This window comes from Providencia sp. PROV033 (assembly GCF_028484855.1).
In the GTDB taxonomy this organism is placed as follows: Bacteria; Pseudomonadota; Gammaproteobacteria; order Enterobacterales; family Enterobacteriaceae; genus Providencia; species Providencia alcalifaciens.
Genome location: NZ_JAMPSW010000082.1, coordinates 1 through 17057, shown reverse-complemented (window position 1 = coordinate 17057; position 17057 = coordinate 1). Strand labels below are relative to the sequence as shown.

Sequence of the window (17057 nt, the reverse complement as noted above, 5' to 3'; positions counted from 1 at the left end):
AATAAAAAAATTGATCTAATATCAAATTATCTAAATGTTCATTTTGTGCTATTTCTTCCACAATAAGACACTTATCTAAAACTTACTATTTATGCTAATTTATTCCTCTTTTACTTACCAAAAACCCTAGGTCATACGTTTTTTCCAGTATTAAATTAAGTGCAGGTATCAATAAGCATAAAAAAACCCGTGCTTCCTAGAAAGCACGGGCTTCGTCTCTTACGTTATGCGAGCTATAAACTCATATTGCGCTTACTTGTTTAGCAGGGACTTCACGGCATCGCCGATATCAGCCAAGCTACGAACCGTCTTCACGCCTGCCGCTTCTAAAGCAGCGAATTTCTCGTCAGCAGTCCCTTTACCGCCAGCGATAATGGCACCAGCATGACCCATACGCTTACCTTTAGGTGCAGTTACACCCGCGATATAGCCAACAACAGGCTTAGTAACGTGCTCTTTGATGTATGCAGCCGCTTCTTCTTCCGCGTTACCACCGATTTCACCGATCATCACGATCGCTTCAGTTTGTGGGTCTTCTTGGAATAATTTCAGGATATCGATAAAGTTTGAACCAGGGATTGGGTCCCCACCGATACCAACGCAAGTTGACTGACCTAAACCTGCATCCGTGGTTTGTTTTACCGCTTCATAAGTCAGTGTACCTGAACGTGAAACGATACCAACTTTACCTGGCATATGAATATGACCAGGTTGGATGCCGATTTTGCATTCACCCGGAGTGATAACACCCGGGCAGTTAGGACCAATCATACGAACGCCAGCTTCGTCTAATTTCACTTTAACAGTCAGCATATCCAGCGTTGGAATACCTTCTGTGATAGTGATGATCAGTTTGATACCTGCATCAATTGCTTCAAGGATTGAATCCTTACAAAATGGTGCTGGAACATAAATAACAGAGGCAGTCGCACCGGTTGCTTCAACCGCTTCACGCACAGTGTTAAATACTGGCAAACCAAGGTGGATTGTTCCCCCTTTACCTGGCGTTACACCGCCAACCATTTTTGTACCGTAAGCAATAGCTTGTTCGGAGTGGAAAGTACCTTGACCGCCAGTGAATCCTTGGCAAATTACTTTGGTGTTTTTATCGATTAAAATAGACATTATTTAGCCTCCGCCGCTGCTACTGCTTTCTTAGCTGCATCTGTCAGGCTGTTTGCAGCGATAATATTCAAGCCGCTGTCTGCCAGTTTTTTCGCACCTAACTCTGCATTGTTACCTTCTAAACGTACAACTACTGGTACATTCACACCAACTTCTTCTACTGCACCAATGATGCCGTCTGCAATCAGGTCACAGCGAACGATACCACCAAAAATGTTTACAAATACGGCTTTAACGCTCTTATCAGAAAGAATGATTTTAAACGCTTCAGTCACGCGCTCTTTGGTCGCACCACCACCAACATCGAGGAAGTTAGCTGGAGCACCGCCGTGCAGTTTAACGATATCCATGGTGCCCATTGCAAGACCCGCACCATTAACCATACAGCCGATGTTACCATCCAGAGCAACGTAGTTAAGTTCCCACTTAGCCGCTTGAGCTTCACGCGCATCTTCTTGAGATGGGTCGTGCATTTCACGCATTTCAGCTTGGCGATACAGAGCGTTGCTATCAACGCCTAATTTACCGTCTAAGCAAACTAAATCACCTTCAGTATTGATAACTAATGGGTTAACTTCGATCAGCGCTAAATCGCGCTCTAAGAACATGGTCGCTAATCCCATGAAGATTTTAGCGAATTGGCTAACTTGTTTGCCAGTTAAGCCTAATTTGAATGCCAATTCACGACCTTGATATGGCATTGGACCAGTCAGTGGATCGATAACAGCTTTGTGGATCAGTTCTGGTGTTTCTTCAGCAACTTTTTCAATTTCAACGCCGCCTTCAGTTGAAGCCATGAATACAACACGACGTGTACCACGGTCAACGACTGCACCTAAATACAGTTCTTTAGCGATGTCTGTCGCGCTTTCAACTAAAATTTGGTTAACCGGCTGACCATTTGCATCAGTTTGGTAAGTAACCAGATTCTTACCTAACCATTTTTCAGCAAATTCACGGATATCATTGATATCTTTTGTAACTTTTACGCCGCCAGCTTTACCACGTCCACCTGCGTGAACTTGGCATTTGATAACCCATGGACCATTACCGATTTTTTTCGCCGCAGCTACTGCTTCTTCTACTGATGAACAGGCATAACCAGTTGGTGCTGGTAAACCATAGCGTGTAAAAAGCTGTTTTGCCTGATACTCGTGTAAATTCATGATGTTCTATCCATAATTGAGTCTGGAGGAGCGTTTATCGCCCCTTGCAATTGTTACAGATTTAGCAGCCAGCGAACTGGCTGCATCGGTTACCTCAGACCGGACAGGTTGTCCCCCTGCCCTGTTATGTTTCTATACGTCTAGCAGTAAACGAGTTGGATCTTCCAACATATCTTTGATAGCCACTAAGAAGCCAACTGATTCACGACCATCGATTAAACGGTGGTCATAAGACAGCGCTAAATACATCATTGGAAGAATTTCTACCTTACCATTAACTGCCATTGGGCGGTCTTTGATGGCATGCATACCTAAGATTGCGCTTTGTGGTGGGTTAATGATTGGAGTAGACATCAGAGAACCGAATACACCACCGTTAGTGATAGTGAAGTTACCGCCACTTAAATCTTCAACAGTTAATTTACCGTCGCGACCTTTGACAGCCAGCTCTTTAATATTTTTCTCAATATCAGCCATGCTCATTGCATCCACATCACGCAGAACTGGCGTTACCAGACCACGCGGTGTTGATACCGCAATACTGATGTCAAAATAGTTATGGTAAACCACATCAGAACCATCGATAGAAGCGTTCACTTCTGGATAGCGTTTCAGTGCCTCAACCGCCGCCTTGATGTAGAAAGACATAAAGCCTAAACGTACACCATGACGTTTTTCGAATGCTTCACCGTACTGTGCACGCAGGTCTTTGATAGGCTGCATGTTAATTTCGTTGAAGGTCGTTAACATCGCAGTGCTGTTTTTCGCTTCCAACAGACGCTCTGCGATACGTTTACGCAAACGAGTCATAGGAACACGTTTTTCACTACGGTGAGCTAATGGTGCTGGAGCTGCTGCAGGAGCTTGAGCCGCTGGCGCTGCTGCTGGTTTAGCTGCTAAGTGTTTTTCAACATCTTCACGAGTCAGACGACCACCAACACCTGTGCCTTTGATGTCTGCTGGATTCAAGTTGTGTTCAGCAACCAGACGACGAATCGCTGGGCTCAGCGCATCGTTGCTTTCATCTTCTAAACTTGCGGTTTGGCGTGCTGCTGGCGCTGGCTCTGCTTCTTTAACTTCAGCAGGGATGCCTGTGCTATCGCCTAAACGAATGCGACCCAGTAACTGTTTAGATAAAACAGTTGCGCCTTCTTCTTCAATAATGGCTTCCAGAACACCTGCTTCACTTGCAGGAACTTCAAGAACAACTTTGTCTGTTTCGATCTCAACCAGAACTTCGTCACGCTGAACACTGTCACCTGGTTTTTTATGCCATGTGGCAACCGCTGCGTCAGCGACGGATTCAGGAAGATCGGGAACAAGAATTTCTACGCTACTCATTTTCTATCCTTTAATTATGCAATGTTCAAAGCGTCATTAACCAGGGCCGCTTGTTGTTCCTGGTGAACGGAGGTATAACCAACTGCTGGAGAAGAAGAAGCTGCTCGACCCGCATAGCGTAAAGTTGCGCCTGCTGGGATGGCTTCATGGAAATTATGCTGGCTGCAATACCAAGCACCTTGGTTCAGTGGCTCTTCTTGGCACCAAACAAAATCTTTCACATGAGCGTACTGAGCCAATACTTTTTGGATATCTTCGCGAGGGAACGGATACAACTGTTCAATACGTACGATAGCCACATCTTTTTGTTCTTTCTTACGACGTTGTTCTAATAAATCGTAATAAACTTTACCGGAACACATAACGACGCGTTTCACATCTTTCGGATTAATTTCGTCAATTTCACCGATAACTGGTTGGAATGAACCATTCGCCAGCTCATCCATGCTAGAAACTGCTAATGGATGACGTAACAGTGACTTAGGTGACATCACAATCAGAGGACGACGCATATCGCGCAGTGCTTGGCGGCGTAACATGTGATAAACCTGAGCGGGTGTTGATGGCACACACACTTGCATGTTTTGATCAGCACACAGTTGCAGGTAACGTTCTAAACGTGCAGATGAGTGTTCTGGACCCTGACCTTCATAACCATGAGGCAGTAACATCACCAAACCACACATACGACCCCATTTTTGCTCACCAGAGCTGATGAATTGGTCGATAACAACTTGCGCACAGTTAGCAAAGTCACCGAACTGCGCTTCCCAAATTGTTAATGCGCGAGGTTCTGTTGTTGCATAGCCATATTCAAATGCCAATACTGCGTTTTCAGTCAGAACAGAGTCCCAAACGTTGAACACGCCTTGACCGCTATGAACATTTTGTAATGGGACATAAACTGAACCATTCGTTTGGTTATGTACCACCGCGTGACGGTGGAAGAACGTACCACGACCCGCATCTTCACCAGATAAACGGATAGGGACACCTTCGTCAACTAACGTACCGTAAGCCAGAGTCTCTGCCGCACCCCAGTCGAGTAATTTTGTCCCTTTCGCCATTTCTGCGCGGTCAGCATAAATTTTCTCAACACGAGACTGTGCAACGATACCTTCAGGGATCGTGCTCAGCTTGGTTGCCAGCTCAGTTAAACGCTTAATATCGTAGCCAGATTTGTATTGCTCATTCCATTCATGGTTTAAGTACGGTTCCCATGTATAAGAATGCAGACCCATTTCACGATATTCTTCAACAACACAGTCACCACGGTCTAACGCGTCACGATACAGGTTAACCATTTCAGTAACTTCATTCGCAGAAACCACGCCAGCTTCGATTAAACGATCTGCGTAGATTTTACGTGGCGTTGGGTGCTGTTTAATTTTTTGGTACATGATTGGCTGAGTTGCACTTGGCTCATCAGCTTCGTTATGACCATGACGGCGGTAACACACTAAGTCGATCATAACATCGCGCTTAAAGGTGTTACGGAAATCTAAGGCTAAGCGAGTCACAAATGCGACAGCTTCAGGATCATCTGCGTTAACGTGGAAAATTGGTGCCTGAACCATTTTCACGATATCAGTACAGTATTCTGTTGAACGCGTGTCTTTCGGGTTGGAGGTTGTGAAACCAACTTGGTTGTTGATAACGATACGCATAGTACCGCCGACTTCATAACCACGAGCCTGAGACATGTTCAGGGTTTCTTGTACCACACCTTGACCAGTTACTGCTGAGTCACCGTGAATGGTGATTGGCAGAACCATGTTGCTACGACCTTCGTCCAAACGGTCACGGCGAGCACGTACAGAACCAATAACTACTGGGCTTACAATTTCTAAGTGTGATGGGTTAAATGCCAGCGCTAAGTGAACACGAGAACCCGCAGTTTCAAAATCAGAAGAGAAACCTTGGTGATATTTAACGTCACCTGCACTTGAATGGTCTTTATGCTTGCCTGCAAACTCATCAAATAGTTCAGCAGGTTTTTTACCCAGAATGTTGATCAGAACGTTTAAGCGCCCACGGTGCGCCATACCAAGAACCACTTCACGGGTATCTTGTTTGCCTGCATGATGGATAAGATCCTTCAGCATTGGGATCAGTGCATCACCACCTTCCAAAGAGAAACGTTTTGCACCTGGGAATTTAGCACCAAGATAACGCTCAAGACCTTCCGCAGCCGTTAATTCGGCTAAGAAGCGACGTTTTTCTTCTTTAGAAAATTGTTCAGCAACATTGACTGATTCAAGACGTTGTTGAATCCAGCGTTTTTCTTCAGTGTTAGTGATATGCATATATTCTGCACCAATTGAACCGCAATAAATACGCTTCAGATGCTCATATAACTCACTGAGTTTCATGGTTTCTTTGCCGATTGCAAAAGAACCCACATTGAAAGTTTCGTCGAAATCTTCTTTCGTTAGATTATGGAATGTAGGGTCCAGATCTGGAACGGCTTCGCGTTTCCAAAGTCCTAACGGGTCGAGATTTGCATTTTGGTGTCCGCGGAAGCGGAAGGCATTGATGAGCTGCAAAACTTTGACTTGTTTTGCGTCGATCGTAGGATCGCTAACAGAGGTGTGGTAACGGGTGGACTCCTTTGCTAAGCGACGGAAGTAGTCTCGTGCTTGCGAATGTAATTGTTCACCGTTATTACCTGCTCCAGGTAGTTGCTGGAAGATTTCTCTCCACTCGGCATCTACGGAATTAGGGTCAGTCAGATAATCTTCATAGAGCTGTTCTATATAAGACTGGTTCGCGCCTGCCAGAAAGCTTGAATCCAGCCAGTCCTTCATTACGCCGTTCTGCATTGTGATCCCTTAAGCTTTATAAGCTTTAGTTTTCGCCGTGGTTAACTAATCGCCGCATTTAAGCGACCTCGATAAAGGTTCTCTTGGACGTGCTTTTTGCATGTTCTCACTTTGGGAGTCCCTCTTATCAATTAAGGGTTTCCCTTTTAAGGAACCTTTAAAAACTGTCTGCGGTTTTTAAAGGTTCCTTGCTTTCGCAAGTGTCTTCATCTTGTTTTGCAGTTGGCTTTTTACTTTCACTTTTATACTTTTTACTTTACGTTTCGGTGATTCAATTTAAGACTTTATACTTACTTTACGCTTATTTTTTACTTTAAGTACGTATTTTGTGCTATCCAAATTTAGCCTACGGCACCTAAGTACCGCAGGCTGTATCGATTTAGGCGCTATGTTTCAACAACATAGACTTAATGTGACCGATAGCTTTCGTTGGATTTAGTCCTTTAGGGCATACATTGACACAATTCATGATGCTATGACAGCGGAAAACACTAAAAGCGTCGTTCAGATCATCTAATCGTGAATCCGTTTCAGTATCGCGACTGTCAATTAAGAATCTGTACGCAGCTAACAGACCTGCTGGACCGATAAACTTGTCCGGATTCCACCAGAATGACGGACATGAAGTTGAACAGCACGCACACAGGATACACTCATAAAGACCATCGAGTTTTTCACGTTGTACTGGTGACTGTAAGTTTTCACGCGCAGGTGGATTCTTATTATCATTAATAAGATACGGACGAATTTTTTCATATTGGGTATAAAATTGTGTCATATCGATAATCAGGTCACGAATAACTGGCAGACCTGGTAATGGGCGGATCACAATTTTTTTACCACTACGGGTTAAAGCGGACAGTGGAGTAATACAAGCCAGCCCGTTTTTACCGTTCATGTTCAGACCATCAGAACCACACACCCCTTCACGGCAAGAACGACGGAATGAGAGTGTTGGATCTTGTTCTTTTAACTGAATTAATGCATCCAGCAACATCATGTCACGCCCTTCTTTTACTTCAAGGGTGTAATCTTGCATGCGTGGCGCATTGTCTACATCAGGATTGTAGCGATAAATCGAAAATTCTAGTTTCATAGTTTATTTCTCCGCAACTGGATTAACACCACGCATTAATAAGTACGAATCTTCGGTGGGAAGGCTTCACGCAACTTAGGCTGCATGTTCACTTCACGACGAGTCATCGTTTCAGATTGCGGTAGATATAATGAGTGACATAACCAATTTGCATCATCACGATCTGGGAAGTCGAAGCGGCTGTGAGCACCACGGCTCTCTGTACGGAAGTTTGCAGCTTGTGCTGTTGCATAAGCGGTTTCCATCAGGTTATCCAGCTCTAAACATTCAATACGTTGGGTGTTGAACTCAGTTGAAGTGTCATCCAGACGTGCATTTTTCAGACGCTCACGGATTTCCTTCAGCTCTTCTAAGCCCTTAGCCATCGCATCCCCTTCACGGAATACGGAGAAGTTATTCTGCATGCAAGATTGCAGTGCTTTGCGAATTTCAGTTGGATCTTCGCCTGTACGCGCATTTTCCCAACGATTGAAACGCGCCATTGCTGCATCGATGTCCGATTCAGACGCATCGCGCATTGGACCCTGCTCCATGATGGATTCATTCAGGTGTAAACCAGCCGAACGACCAAATACCACAAGGTCAAGTAGGGAGTTACCGCCTAAACGGTTAGCGCCATGTACAGATACACAAGCAATCTCACCCACAGCAAACAGACCCGGAATGACTTCGTCTTCGCCTTTTTCGTTATAGCGAATCGCTTGACCCGTCACTTTAGTTGGAATACCTCCCATCATATAGTGACAAGTTGGGATAACTGGGATTGGCTCTTTAACTGGGTCAACGTGGGCAAAAGTACGAGATAATTCAAGGATACCCGGTAAGCGAGATTCCAGAACATCTTTTCCTAAGTGGTCCAGTTTCAGTTTCGCGTGTGGACCCCATGGACCATCACAACCACGACCTTCACGGATCTCAATCATGATAGAGCGTGCAACAACGTCACGACCCGCAAGGTCTTTCGCGTTTGGTGCATAACGTTCCATGAAACGCTCGCCGTCTTTGTTCAGCAGATAACCACCTTCACCACGGCAACCTTCTGTAACCAGAACACCGGCACCCGCAATACCCGTTGGGTGGAATTGCCACATTTCCATATCTTGCAGTGGAACGCCAGCGCGTACCGCCATACCAACACCATCACCCGTATTGATGTGAGCGTTAGTTGTAGATTGATAAATTCGACCTGCACCGCCAGTCGCTAAGATGGTCGCTTTCGCTTTAAAATAAACCAGCTCGCCTGTTTCCATGCAGATTGCAGTACAACCCACGATATCTCCATCTTGGTTTTTTACTAAATCCAGCGCATACCATTCGGAAAAGATCGTCGTGTGATTTTTTAAGTTTTGCTGATACAGAGTATGTAACAGTGCGTGACCAGTACGGTCAGCTGCCGCAGCGGTACGTGCTGCTTGCTCGCCACCGAAGTTCTTAGACTGACCACCGAATGGACGTTGATAAATACTACCATCATCAAGACGTGAGAAAGGCAATCCCATATGTTCTAATTCTAGGATAGCTTCCGGTCCTGTTTTACACATGTATTCGATAGCGTCTTGGTCACCGATATAATCGGAGCCTTTAACGGTGTCATACATATGCCATTCCCAGTTATCAGGGTGTGTGTTACCCAGCGCAACAGTGATACCACCTTGCGCTGACACAGTATGAGAACGGGTTGGAAATACTTTAGATAACAAAGCACAAGATAGGCCTTGTTGAGAAATTTGTAGTGCTGCGCGCATACCTGCACCGCCCGCACCGATAACGATAGCGTCAAACTCTCTGATTGGCAGATTCATTTTATGCACCCCACACAACAATTGTTCCGTAAATTAAGTAAGCCAGTAAACCGACAATAATTGCCAGTTGTAGCACTAAGCGAATCGCTAACGGCTTAACATAGTCAGTCAGCACTTGCCACATACCAATCCAGGCATGCACAAGAATTGAGAACAATGTGAGGATAGTGAATACTTTGGTCACAGAGGAGGCAAAGAAGCCACGCCATACTTCATAGGTAATATCATTGATTGCGACAAAGCCAACAATGTAGAGTACGTAGAGGACGATAACGATCGCCGAGCCACGAATTAGCAGCCAGTCCTGGATACCAGTACGGCCTAAAGCTGAAGCATTACTTACCATACTAAGATCCCCGCCAGAATTGCCAGAATTACAGTAATTACAAATGTAATTTTTGCGGATGAGTTGCCCGCAGCAAGGGTTTCATCAACACAGCCGAAATCCATCAGCATATGACGAATACCACCACAAATGTGGTAAGCCAGTGCTGTTAAGATTCCCCAAAGAATGAACTTAGCAAAAAAGCCAGTCATTATTTCAGACGCGTATTGAAAACCTTCTGGAGAGGAGAGAGAAGTCCCTAGCAACCAAAGCAGAATACCAACTGCGATGAGAGTAATGACGCCAGAGACACGGTGCAAGATCGAAGATATTGCAGTAATCGGAAAGTGAATCGTCTGCAAATCAAGGTTGACAGGTCTTTGTTTTTTCACAATTTTGCCCACACAGCTCTTTATTATTTTCCATCCTCCGGACCTGGGGTGGAAATCAGACAGCGACAGGGGTACAAAATGCAACTTAACACAAACTTTAATCCATCATGTTTGAATAAAGTTGCATACTGATCACGCTGGGAACTCCTACTCAGGGTAATCCGGAGACCTGCCGCCAGTATAAAGTCTTCACATTGCTATTACAATTCCCACACAAAAGGTTTGGAGACATTTAGCCCGAACAGTGAGAAGGATCACGATTTAAACATTTTATATAAATGTGCTTATCTTATTTGACAATGATTCAACATTTATCTTACATATATGCCTGACAGATTTATCTGAATACGTTACGGATGACCCAGAGTCGTGTAGTAATGTGAATGAGTATGCAAGTATAAACAAAAGTTATGAAAGTTGTTTCCCTTACCACAAATAATGATATTGTAGAGAAAACAACAAAAAAAGAACATAACGCCCTATACACTCGTAAACAACCTAACCCCATTGTTATCGGTTGCCGGATTTCAAGGTTTTATGTGATATCCAGCTGATTTTCTCAACACACCGATAGAACAATGCTCAAAGACGCAGTATAACGCTGAGTTCTGGGTTGTTGAGTGTGGATTATCAAGCGCTAAGGAGACCGTAAATGGCTGATAACAAAGCTAAGATAATGACTGGAAGTAAAGGTGAATTCGAGCTAGACATCCTAAGCCCTACAATTGGTCAAGATGTTATCGATGTACGAGCTTTAGGTTCAAAAGGGTTTTATACATACGACCCAGGTTTTACTTCAACGGCATCATGTGAGTCTAAAATCACTTACATCGATGGCGATCAAGGCGTTCTACTCCACCGTGGTTACCCAATCGACCAACTCGCTACCCAAGCCTCCTATCTTGAAGTCTGCTACATCCTGCTATACGGCGAAGCACCTACTCAAGAGCAATATGACACCTTCAAACAAACAGTGACTCGTCACACCATGATCCATGAGCAAATCACTCGTATGCTTAATGGTTTCCGTCGTGACTCTCATCCAATGGCTGTACTGTGTGGTGTCACAGGGGCGTTAGCGGCATTCTATCACGATGCACTAGACGTCAATAATCCACGTCACCGTGAAATTACCGCTTACCGTTTGCTGTCTAAAATGCCAACTGTAGCAGCAATGTGTTACAAATATTCTATTGGTCAACCTTTTGTTTACCCTCGTAATAATCTATCTTACGCGGGTAACTTCTTGCACATGATGTTCTCTACACCATGTGAAGAATATGTGGTTAACCCAGTTCTTGAGCGCGCGATGGATAGAATCCTGATCCTGCACGCTGACCATGAGCAAAACGCATCAACCTCAACAGTTCGTACCGCAGGTTCTTCCGGTGCAAACCCATTTGCCTGTATCGCAGCAGGTATCGCGTCCCTGTGGGGACCGGCTCACGGTGGTGCTAACGAAGCTTGCTTACGCATGCTGGAAGAAATCCAAACTGTCGAACACATTCCTGCATTTATCGAGCGTGCGAAAGATAAAAATGACTCTTTCCGCCTGATGGGCTTTGGTCACCGCGTTTATAAAAACCATGATCCACGTGCTACCGTCATGCGTGAAACTTGCCATGAAGTACTGAACGAGCTGGGTCTAAATGACAGCCTGCTTGAAGTGGCTATGGAATTAGAGCGTATCGCCCTGAACGACCCGTACTTCATTGAGAAGAAACTGTATCCGAACGTGGACTTCTACTCAGGTATCATCCTGAAAGCGATGGGAATTCCATCATCAATGTTTACTGTTATCTTCGCTATTGCCCGTACTATTGGCTGGATTGCACATTGGAACGAAATGCATGATGAAGGTCTGAAAATTGCACGTCCGCGTCAGCTGTATACCGGCTATGACAAACGTGAATTCAGTTCAGATTTAAAGAAAAAATAATTTGACTGATTAAGACTTAAAGCCTCGAAAACTCGGGGCTTTTTGGTTTTTAACTCACTGTCTATTCACTATTTCTTGGCTTAACCCATCACGATATTCCCGCGGCGTCATTCCACTCATTTTACGAAAAAAACTGATAAATGCACTGTCGCTGGTCAACCCTAACTCTTGGGTAATAAATCCGTACGATTTTCCTAGCGTTAACAGTTCTATCCCTTTGATAAACCGCCATTGTTGTCGCCAAACTTGGTAATTCATCCCTGTTTCTTTTAAAAATATCCGAGTAATGGTTTTTTCACTCGCACCGACGGTTCTAGCGAGTTGATTGAGCGGTGGAGGCAACAACTCAATATTCAAGTGCTTAAAGCGCCGGTCTTGAGGTAATGATAGTAACATTGGCTCTGCTGTTGCACTTTGTAATTCATCAATAAAAACAGGCAGTAACCTTGCTAGCCGTCCCCTTTTCCAGTCACTCTCAAAGGGAGCAATTGCAATGCGTTCTAATAACTCTCGGAGTAAAGGGGAAATACTTAAAATACAAACCTGTTCAGAAATTTGCTGAGCATATTCTTGGCTTAAGTAAACCGAGCGATAACCCACTGAAGCTCGCATTTGAGCTCGATGCTTTGTAAATGGCGGGATCCACGCCACTCTTCCTGGTGGTAACAACGAAATTTTATTTTCCAAACTAATACGAATGCACCCTTGTTGAGTGAACAACAATTGTCCCATTTCATGGGAATGAGCGCCTGAATCGTGCTGCCCCATCTGTGCGGCAATCCCCAAAATAGGGGCATCATACCAGTGAGTTTGAAACTCATCCGACTGTAATAACCACGCCATAAACGTCTCTTTTTTGATATTTATTGTCTTTATTATTGTAATAAGACAACCAAAAAGCCACTAAACTTTGCGCCATTCCATCAAATTTGAAAATAAATAGGTAAATCAATATGGAGCGTGCACTTTCATTATCATTGGCAATTGCATTAATGATGTTTCCACAGATTGTCGAAACCATTTATAGCCCAGCATTAACGGATATCGCTAGCGCATTCAATGTCGATGCAGAGCAAGCATCTCAAACGCTTTCTCTTTACTTTTTTGCATTCGCCTTAGGCGTTGTTTTTTGGGGAAGAATGTGTGATGTCATCGGGCGCCGTCCCACCATTTTATTGGGCTTAACCCTATATGGAATTGCATCGGTTAGTGCGCTTTTTGTATCTCAATTCTATTGGCTGTTGCTGCTACGAATGCTATCCGCTTTTGGTGCAGCAGTTGGCTCTATTGGTACACAAACCATGATGCGTGACAGTTTTCAAGGTCATACGTTAGCCAAAGTTTTCTCGGTGATGGGCATCGCCTTAGCAATAAGTCCCGCTCTTGGCATGATTTTCGGTGCCAGCTTAGTTTGGCTAGGTAGTTACCGAGCCGTTTTTATGGGTTTAGCGTTATTAGCGACCATACTTTTGTTATGGTCATGTTATAAGCTTCCAGAGACCAAACCACAAAACGTGATCAAAACCCCATTTTTGACTACGTTTTTACACATGTTAGGGGATAAACGAATTTTCCAAAATGTGATGTTGATTGCATTTTTCAACATTAATTTATTCAGTTATTACCAACTTGGACCCTTTATTTTTGAACAATTAATGCTCAATCAGCAACAATTTGGGCTAACCGGTATTTTATTAGCGTTTGGTGTGGGAATGGGGTCACTGATTAACCACTATTTATTGGCGAAAAAACAGCCACCAGAAAAATTAGTTAAGTTAGCAAGTGGGCTATCTTTGGTCAGTGGCTGTTTAGTTTATCTACTACACGACAGTGTCTGGTTTGTGTTTCCTGTGATGGGGATTGTCATTGGCTATGGAATTGCCATCCCAAATATTCTGGCGCATGCATTAAATCATTATCAAGATAGAAAAGGCACTGCAGGCGCAATTTTAGGGCTATTTTACTATATGGGATTAGCACTTGGATTAATGGTCGCCGGCGAGGTTCAAAACCTAGGATTAGTGCTCATCACGTCAAGCCTAATACTGCTCCTTACTGCACTAAAATACCGAACTTGACCTATTTCTTTCATCAAGCACAACGAGAATATTTTCTATCGAGAAATTATTTTCGATTACGTAGCTATTTTCTAAGGATTTCGAGCCACAACTAGGCGGCAAAAGAGTGAAGCCCTAGGAGCATACATAAGTATGTGACTAAGGTTCACGAATGCAGCCAACAACGTTGTAGTTTGAAAGACAAAGAAAATATGTATTTTCTAAATAGTTCAGGCTGTGGCAAGGCGGTGAGCAAAAACAGCTTGGGGAGCATACACAAGTATGTGACCCAAGTGGCTGCGTGAAACCAACACAGCCACAGCGTGAAATATGACGAAAATTTAGGCTGGGTTATCTATATCGATAAAAACTGCATCCATCCCATGCTGATCCACCAGCCACTTAGTCAACGCTTTAATCCCATAACGCTCTGTTGCGTGATGCCCTGCGCTGTAGAAATGAATACCCATTTCTCTTGCTATATGGATGGTTTGTTCTGAAACCTCCCCTGTCACAAAGGCATCAACACCAAATTCCGCGGCTTGCATGATGAAGCTTTGACCACCACCTGTACACCATGCGATTTGGCGAATCTCGTCCTTGGCATTATCACCACAATGTAATACTTTGCGTCCTAAGCGAGTTTCTAAACGCTGAGTTAACTCTGCTGGCGAAATTGGTTGATCAAAGAAACCAAATGGCATTAGTGGCTCAATGTTGCCATTTACTTGCACGCCCATAATGTGCGCGAGTTGTGCATTGTTGCCTAGGTCTGGGTGAGCATCTAACGGAAGGTGGTAACCATAAAGGTTGATATCATTTGCCAGTAATGTTTTTAGGCGATTTCTTTTCATGCCTTTGATAATGGCAGGTTCGTTTTTCCAGAAATAACCATGATGTACAATCACTGCATCTGCATTTAATCTTACCGCTTCATCCAATAATGCTTGGCAAGCTGTCACACCTGTAACAATTTTTTTCACATGTGGACGACCTTCCACTTGTAATCCATTTGGTGCGAAGTCTTGGATTTCACTGACTTTTAACTCATCGTTAATCAGCTCTTCTAACTTAAAATTATGCATAATCGTATCCTTTACCTACTGAATTCCTAACTTATTGGTATTTGATTAGCATAAACGTAAATCACATTTTTTTCTGCTGTATTTATTGGCAAACTCACACAAGCTAAGAATTAAGCTGAATTTGAAAAAGAAAGGGAATTAAACAAGAAGGCTCCCCACGGAGAGTCTTCTTGAGTTTACAGAATTACGGCTATTTTTAGTCTTTCTTCGATTTGTTCGCAAAGAAAATATCAGATTGAATATCTTCAGTTCGAATAGTGAAAAGTTGGTTAGTTAAATCTTCAGTTAACTTCTCGGCGCTTGCCATGACATCCAGATTAAACTTATTAAGCATTTTATTGGCGGCGGCTTTATCTGTTTTGGCCATTTTTAAATAATTCACTTCCATAGCTTTTTGCTCTAACGCCGTTTTCGCTTCCCACTCTTGGTAGGCTTTTTTAACAATAGGCGCAAGTTTAGGGTAGTCAGTCATCACCAATGTTTGTAATTTACGGTATTTCCAATAAATAGAATCGCTATCCGCCTTGTCAGTTCAAACACCGTAATGTTTTGGATAAGCTTCTAGCCCACTATAGTAAGGAACAAATGCGGTCAAATCCGCCATCCCTAGACCAACATATGTCACTTCACCAATTTCTTGCGGTAACTCTGGACGTACTTGCATCACATGCGCTTCATAAGTTCTAAACACGCTAATTGGTCGCCATGGCTCTTTTCCGTTTAAGCCGTTGGTATACGGATCATGTTCCGTGCCTTCAAAGTGATTACGTAGCATAGCTTTCGCTTCTTCTACAGAGACTTTTTTCTCTGGTGTTAAGAATGGAGCAAAATTTCTACCATCTGCAATATCTTGTTTTAACGACGGATTAAACTGCTGCTGAATGATCCAAACTCGTGGATCGTTATAATCACGATCACGTTCATCATCACGCGTATAGGCTTTAGAAAAATTGAATGCGCCATCTTTTTCTGGGTTGTATAAACCTTTTTCTATTGCAAATTCAACGAGATTTTTAGAGCCAAGCATATCGGGATTATTCGCCTCAAACGCTTGTAAACGCCCCTGATTTCCCGTTGCAAAATATTTATCTTTTGCAATTTTTTGAGCCATCCATTGATGCCCCGTTCCAGTTTCTAAATACCACAGTTCATTTTTATCGACGACAGCAACACCAAAACCTTCACCAGCACCTTGGGTTTCAATAATATTACCTAAAAGCTCCACCGCTTCACGGGCTGTTTTTGCACGGGAAAGAAGTACATCTGGAATATCATCTTCTGTAATTCCAGTTTCTTCAACATAGGGATCAAACGCTAATGCTTTAGGAGAAGCAAATATAGATTCAGTACCACTGACTCCTACACCTAATTCATTAAATCCAGTTGCACCATGTAATTGTGTTTTCCAATTTGGCACAGTTGTATATCGCAATGAATTTTTTGGTAATGGGTAGGTGAAATTATTAGCACCATTATGTTCTTTTGTACTATATATTCCTGATTGATTTTTTTTGGCTGGATGTATTACAAAATGCTGAGCTTTTAATGCACTGCTATCAGCGCTTCTCGCGATAATTAACGAGCCATCATTCGTAGCTTCACTACCTGCAAGTAATGTGGTACAAGCCAATCCAGATGATATTAATGCGATATTAATTGACAATGCGATAACACATTTTTTAAATAGAATCATGATATTCCTCATTGGCTATTTATAATTAAATATCTTTTGAATTTTAATAAAATATAATCTAATTTTATTGGGAATGAATATTAGCAATGAGATAAAGACAATTGCCGTGATTCACTTCTCAGTGTCAAATAAGTTAATGAATTTAAATTTCAAATTAAATAACATGACTGTAATTTAAATAACATTGAAGTATAGGAATTAATTATTATGATTC

General features: G+C 43.1%; 12 protein-coding genes and 1 pseudogene. 2 read left to right on the top strand and 11 right to left on the bottom strand.

Annotated features, from left to right (window positions below):
* Window positions 1–252: 252 nt before the first annotated feature.
* The 8 genes from sucD to sdhC all read right to left on the bottom strand — a co-directional run bounded on the left by sucD (window position 253) and on the right by sdhC (window position 10081).
* Window positions 253–1125 carry a succinate--CoA ligase subunit alpha gene (sucD, locus tag PSF16_RS13300; protein WP_006660448.1) on the bottom strand — a complete coding sequence of 291 codons (873 nt, stop codon included), beginning with the start codon at window positions 1123–1125 and terminating at the stop codon, window positions 253–255.
* Window positions 1125–2291: an ADP-forming succinate--CoA ligase subunit beta gene (gene sucC, locus PSF16_RS13295; RefSeq protein WP_006660449.1), complete on the bottom strand. Its 1167-nt coding sequence runs from the start codon at window positions 2289–2291 to the stop codon at window positions 1125–1127. Before sucC ends, sucD begins: the two co-directional genes overlap by 1 nt.
* A gap of 132 nt (window positions 2292–2423) precedes the next feature.
* The gene (gene odhB / locus PSF16_RS13290; RefSeq protein ID WP_036960232.1) at window positions 2424–3632 is read right to left on the bottom strand and encodes a 2-oxoglutarate dehydrogenase complex dihydrolipoyllysine-residue succinyltransferase; all 1209 of its coding nucleotides are present in this window, start codon (window positions 3630–3632) and stop codon (window positions 2424–2426) included.
* Window positions 3633–3646: 14 nt separating this feature from the next.
* The gene (sucA, locus tag PSF16_RS13285) at window positions 3647–6454 is read right to left on the bottom strand and encodes a 2-oxoglutarate dehydrogenase E1 component (protein ID WP_006660451.1); all 2808 of its coding nucleotides are present in this window, start codon (window positions 6452–6454) and stop codon (window positions 3647–3649) included.
* 379 nt (window positions 6455–6833) lie between these two features.
* Window positions 6834–7550 carry a succinate dehydrogenase iron-sulfur subunit gene (locus PSF16_RS13280; RefSeq protein WP_006660452.1) on the bottom strand — a complete coding sequence of 239 codons (717 nt, stop codon included), beginning with the start codon at window positions 7548–7550 and terminating at the stop codon, window positions 6834–6836.
* 35 nt (window positions 7551–7585) lie between these two features.
* A complete protein-coding gene (gene sdhA, locus PSF16_RS13275; protein WP_006660453.1) occupies window positions 7586–9352 on the bottom strand; it encodes a succinate dehydrogenase flavoprotein subunit in 1767 nt (588 codons plus the stop codon).
* 1 nt (window position 9353) lies between these two features.
* Entirely contained in the window at window positions 9354–9698 is a 345-nt protein-coding gene (gene sdhD / locus PSF16_RS13270) for a succinate dehydrogenase membrane anchor subunit (RefSeq protein ID WP_006660454.1), read from the bottom strand.
* Window positions 9692–10081, bottom strand: coding sequence for a succinate dehydrogenase cytochrome b556 subunit (gene sdhC / locus PSF16_RS13265; protein ID WP_004909059.1), 390 nt, complete (start codon window positions 10079–10081; stop codon window positions 9692–9694). Before sdhC ends, sdhD begins: the two co-directional genes overlap by 7 nt.
* Before the next feature lie 640 nt (window positions 10082–10721).
* Here sdhC and PSF16_RS13260 point away from each other — a divergent pair.
* Window positions 10722–12008 carry a citrate synthase gene (locus PSF16_RS13260; protein WP_006660455.1) on the top strand — a complete coding sequence of 429 codons (1287 nt, stop codon included), beginning with the start codon at window positions 10722–10724 and terminating at the stop codon, window positions 12006–12008.
* Between the two features lie 54 nt (window positions 12009–12062).
* Here PSF16_RS13260 and PSF16_RS13255 read toward each other — a convergent pair whose 3' ends face one another.
* Window positions 12063–12851 (bottom strand): AraC family transcriptional regulator, encoded by a 789-nt coding sequence (locus PSF16_RS13255; RefSeq protein WP_179897740.1) that lies wholly within the window; start codon window positions 12849–12851, stop codon window positions 12063–12065.
* Between the two features lie 110 nt (window positions 12852–12961).
* Between PSF16_RS13255 and PSF16_RS13250 the strand changes: the two genes are divergently transcribed.
* Window positions 12962–14086, top strand: coding sequence for a multidrug effflux MFS transporter (locus tag PSF16_RS13250; protein WP_006660458.1), 1125 nt, complete (start codon window positions 12962–12964; stop codon window positions 14084–14086).
* 320 nt (window positions 14087–14406) lie between these two features.
* On the opposite strand, the gene PSF16_RS13245 is transcribed toward PSF16_RS13250, so the two are convergent.
* Both PSF16_RS13245 and PSF16_RS13240 read right to left on the bottom strand, forming a co-directional pair.
* Window positions 14407–15150, bottom strand: a complete 744-nt coding sequence (locus tag PSF16_RS13245) for a type 2 GTP cyclohydrolase I (protein WP_006662306.1) — start codon at window positions 15148–15150, stop codon at window positions 14407–14409.
* 196 nt (window positions 15151–15346) lie between these two features.
* Window positions 15347–16843 (bottom strand): annotated as a pseudogene (locus PSF16_RS13240) (C69 family dipeptidase).
* Between the last annotated feature and the right edge of the window lie 214 nt (window positions 16844–17057).

Excerpts from the sequence above, each read along its gene's own strand:
- sucD (WP_006660448.1), bottom strand. The coding sequence starts at position 1,125 with ATGTCTATTTTAATCGATAAAAACACCAAAGTAATTTGCCAAGGATTC.
- sucC (WP_006660449.1), bottom strand. The coding sequence starts at position 2,291 with ATGAATTTACACGAGTATCAGGCAAAACAGCTTTTTACACGCTATGGT.
- odhB (WP_036960232.1), bottom strand. The coding sequence starts at position 3,632 with ATGAGTAGCGTAGAAATTCTTGTTCCCGATCTTCCTGAATCCGTCGCT.
- sucA (WP_006660451.1), bottom strand. The coding sequence starts at position 6,454 with ATGCAGAACGGCGTAATGAAGGACTGGCTGGATTCAAGCTTTCTGGCA.
- PSF16_RS13280 (WP_006660452.1), bottom strand. The coding sequence starts at position 7,550 with ATGAAACTAGAATTTTCGATTTATCGCTACAATCCTGATGTAGACAAT.
- sdhA (WP_006660453.1), bottom strand. The coding sequence starts at position 9,352 with ATGAATCTGCCAATCAGAGAGTTTGACGCTATCGTTATCGGTGCGGGC.
- sdhD (WP_006660454.1), bottom strand. The coding sequence starts at position 9,698 with ATGGTAAGTAATGCTTCAGCTTTAGGCCGTACTGGTATCCAGGACTGG.
- PSF16_RS13260 (WP_006660455.1), top strand. The coding sequence starts at position 10,722 with ATGGCTGATAACAAAGCTAAGATAATGACTGGAAGTAAAGGTGAATTC.
- PSF16_RS13255 (WP_179897740.1), bottom strand. The coding sequence starts at position 12,851 with ATGGCGTGGTTATTACAGTCGGATGAGTTTCAAACTCACTGGTATGAT.
- PSF16_RS13250 (WP_006660458.1), top strand. The coding sequence starts at position 12,962 with ATGGAGCGTGCACTTTCATTATCATTGGCAATTGCATTAATGATGTTT.
- PSF16_RS13245 (WP_006662306.1), bottom strand. The coding sequence starts at position 15,150 with ATGCATAATTTTAAGTTAGAAGAGCTGATTAACGATGAGTTAAAAGTC.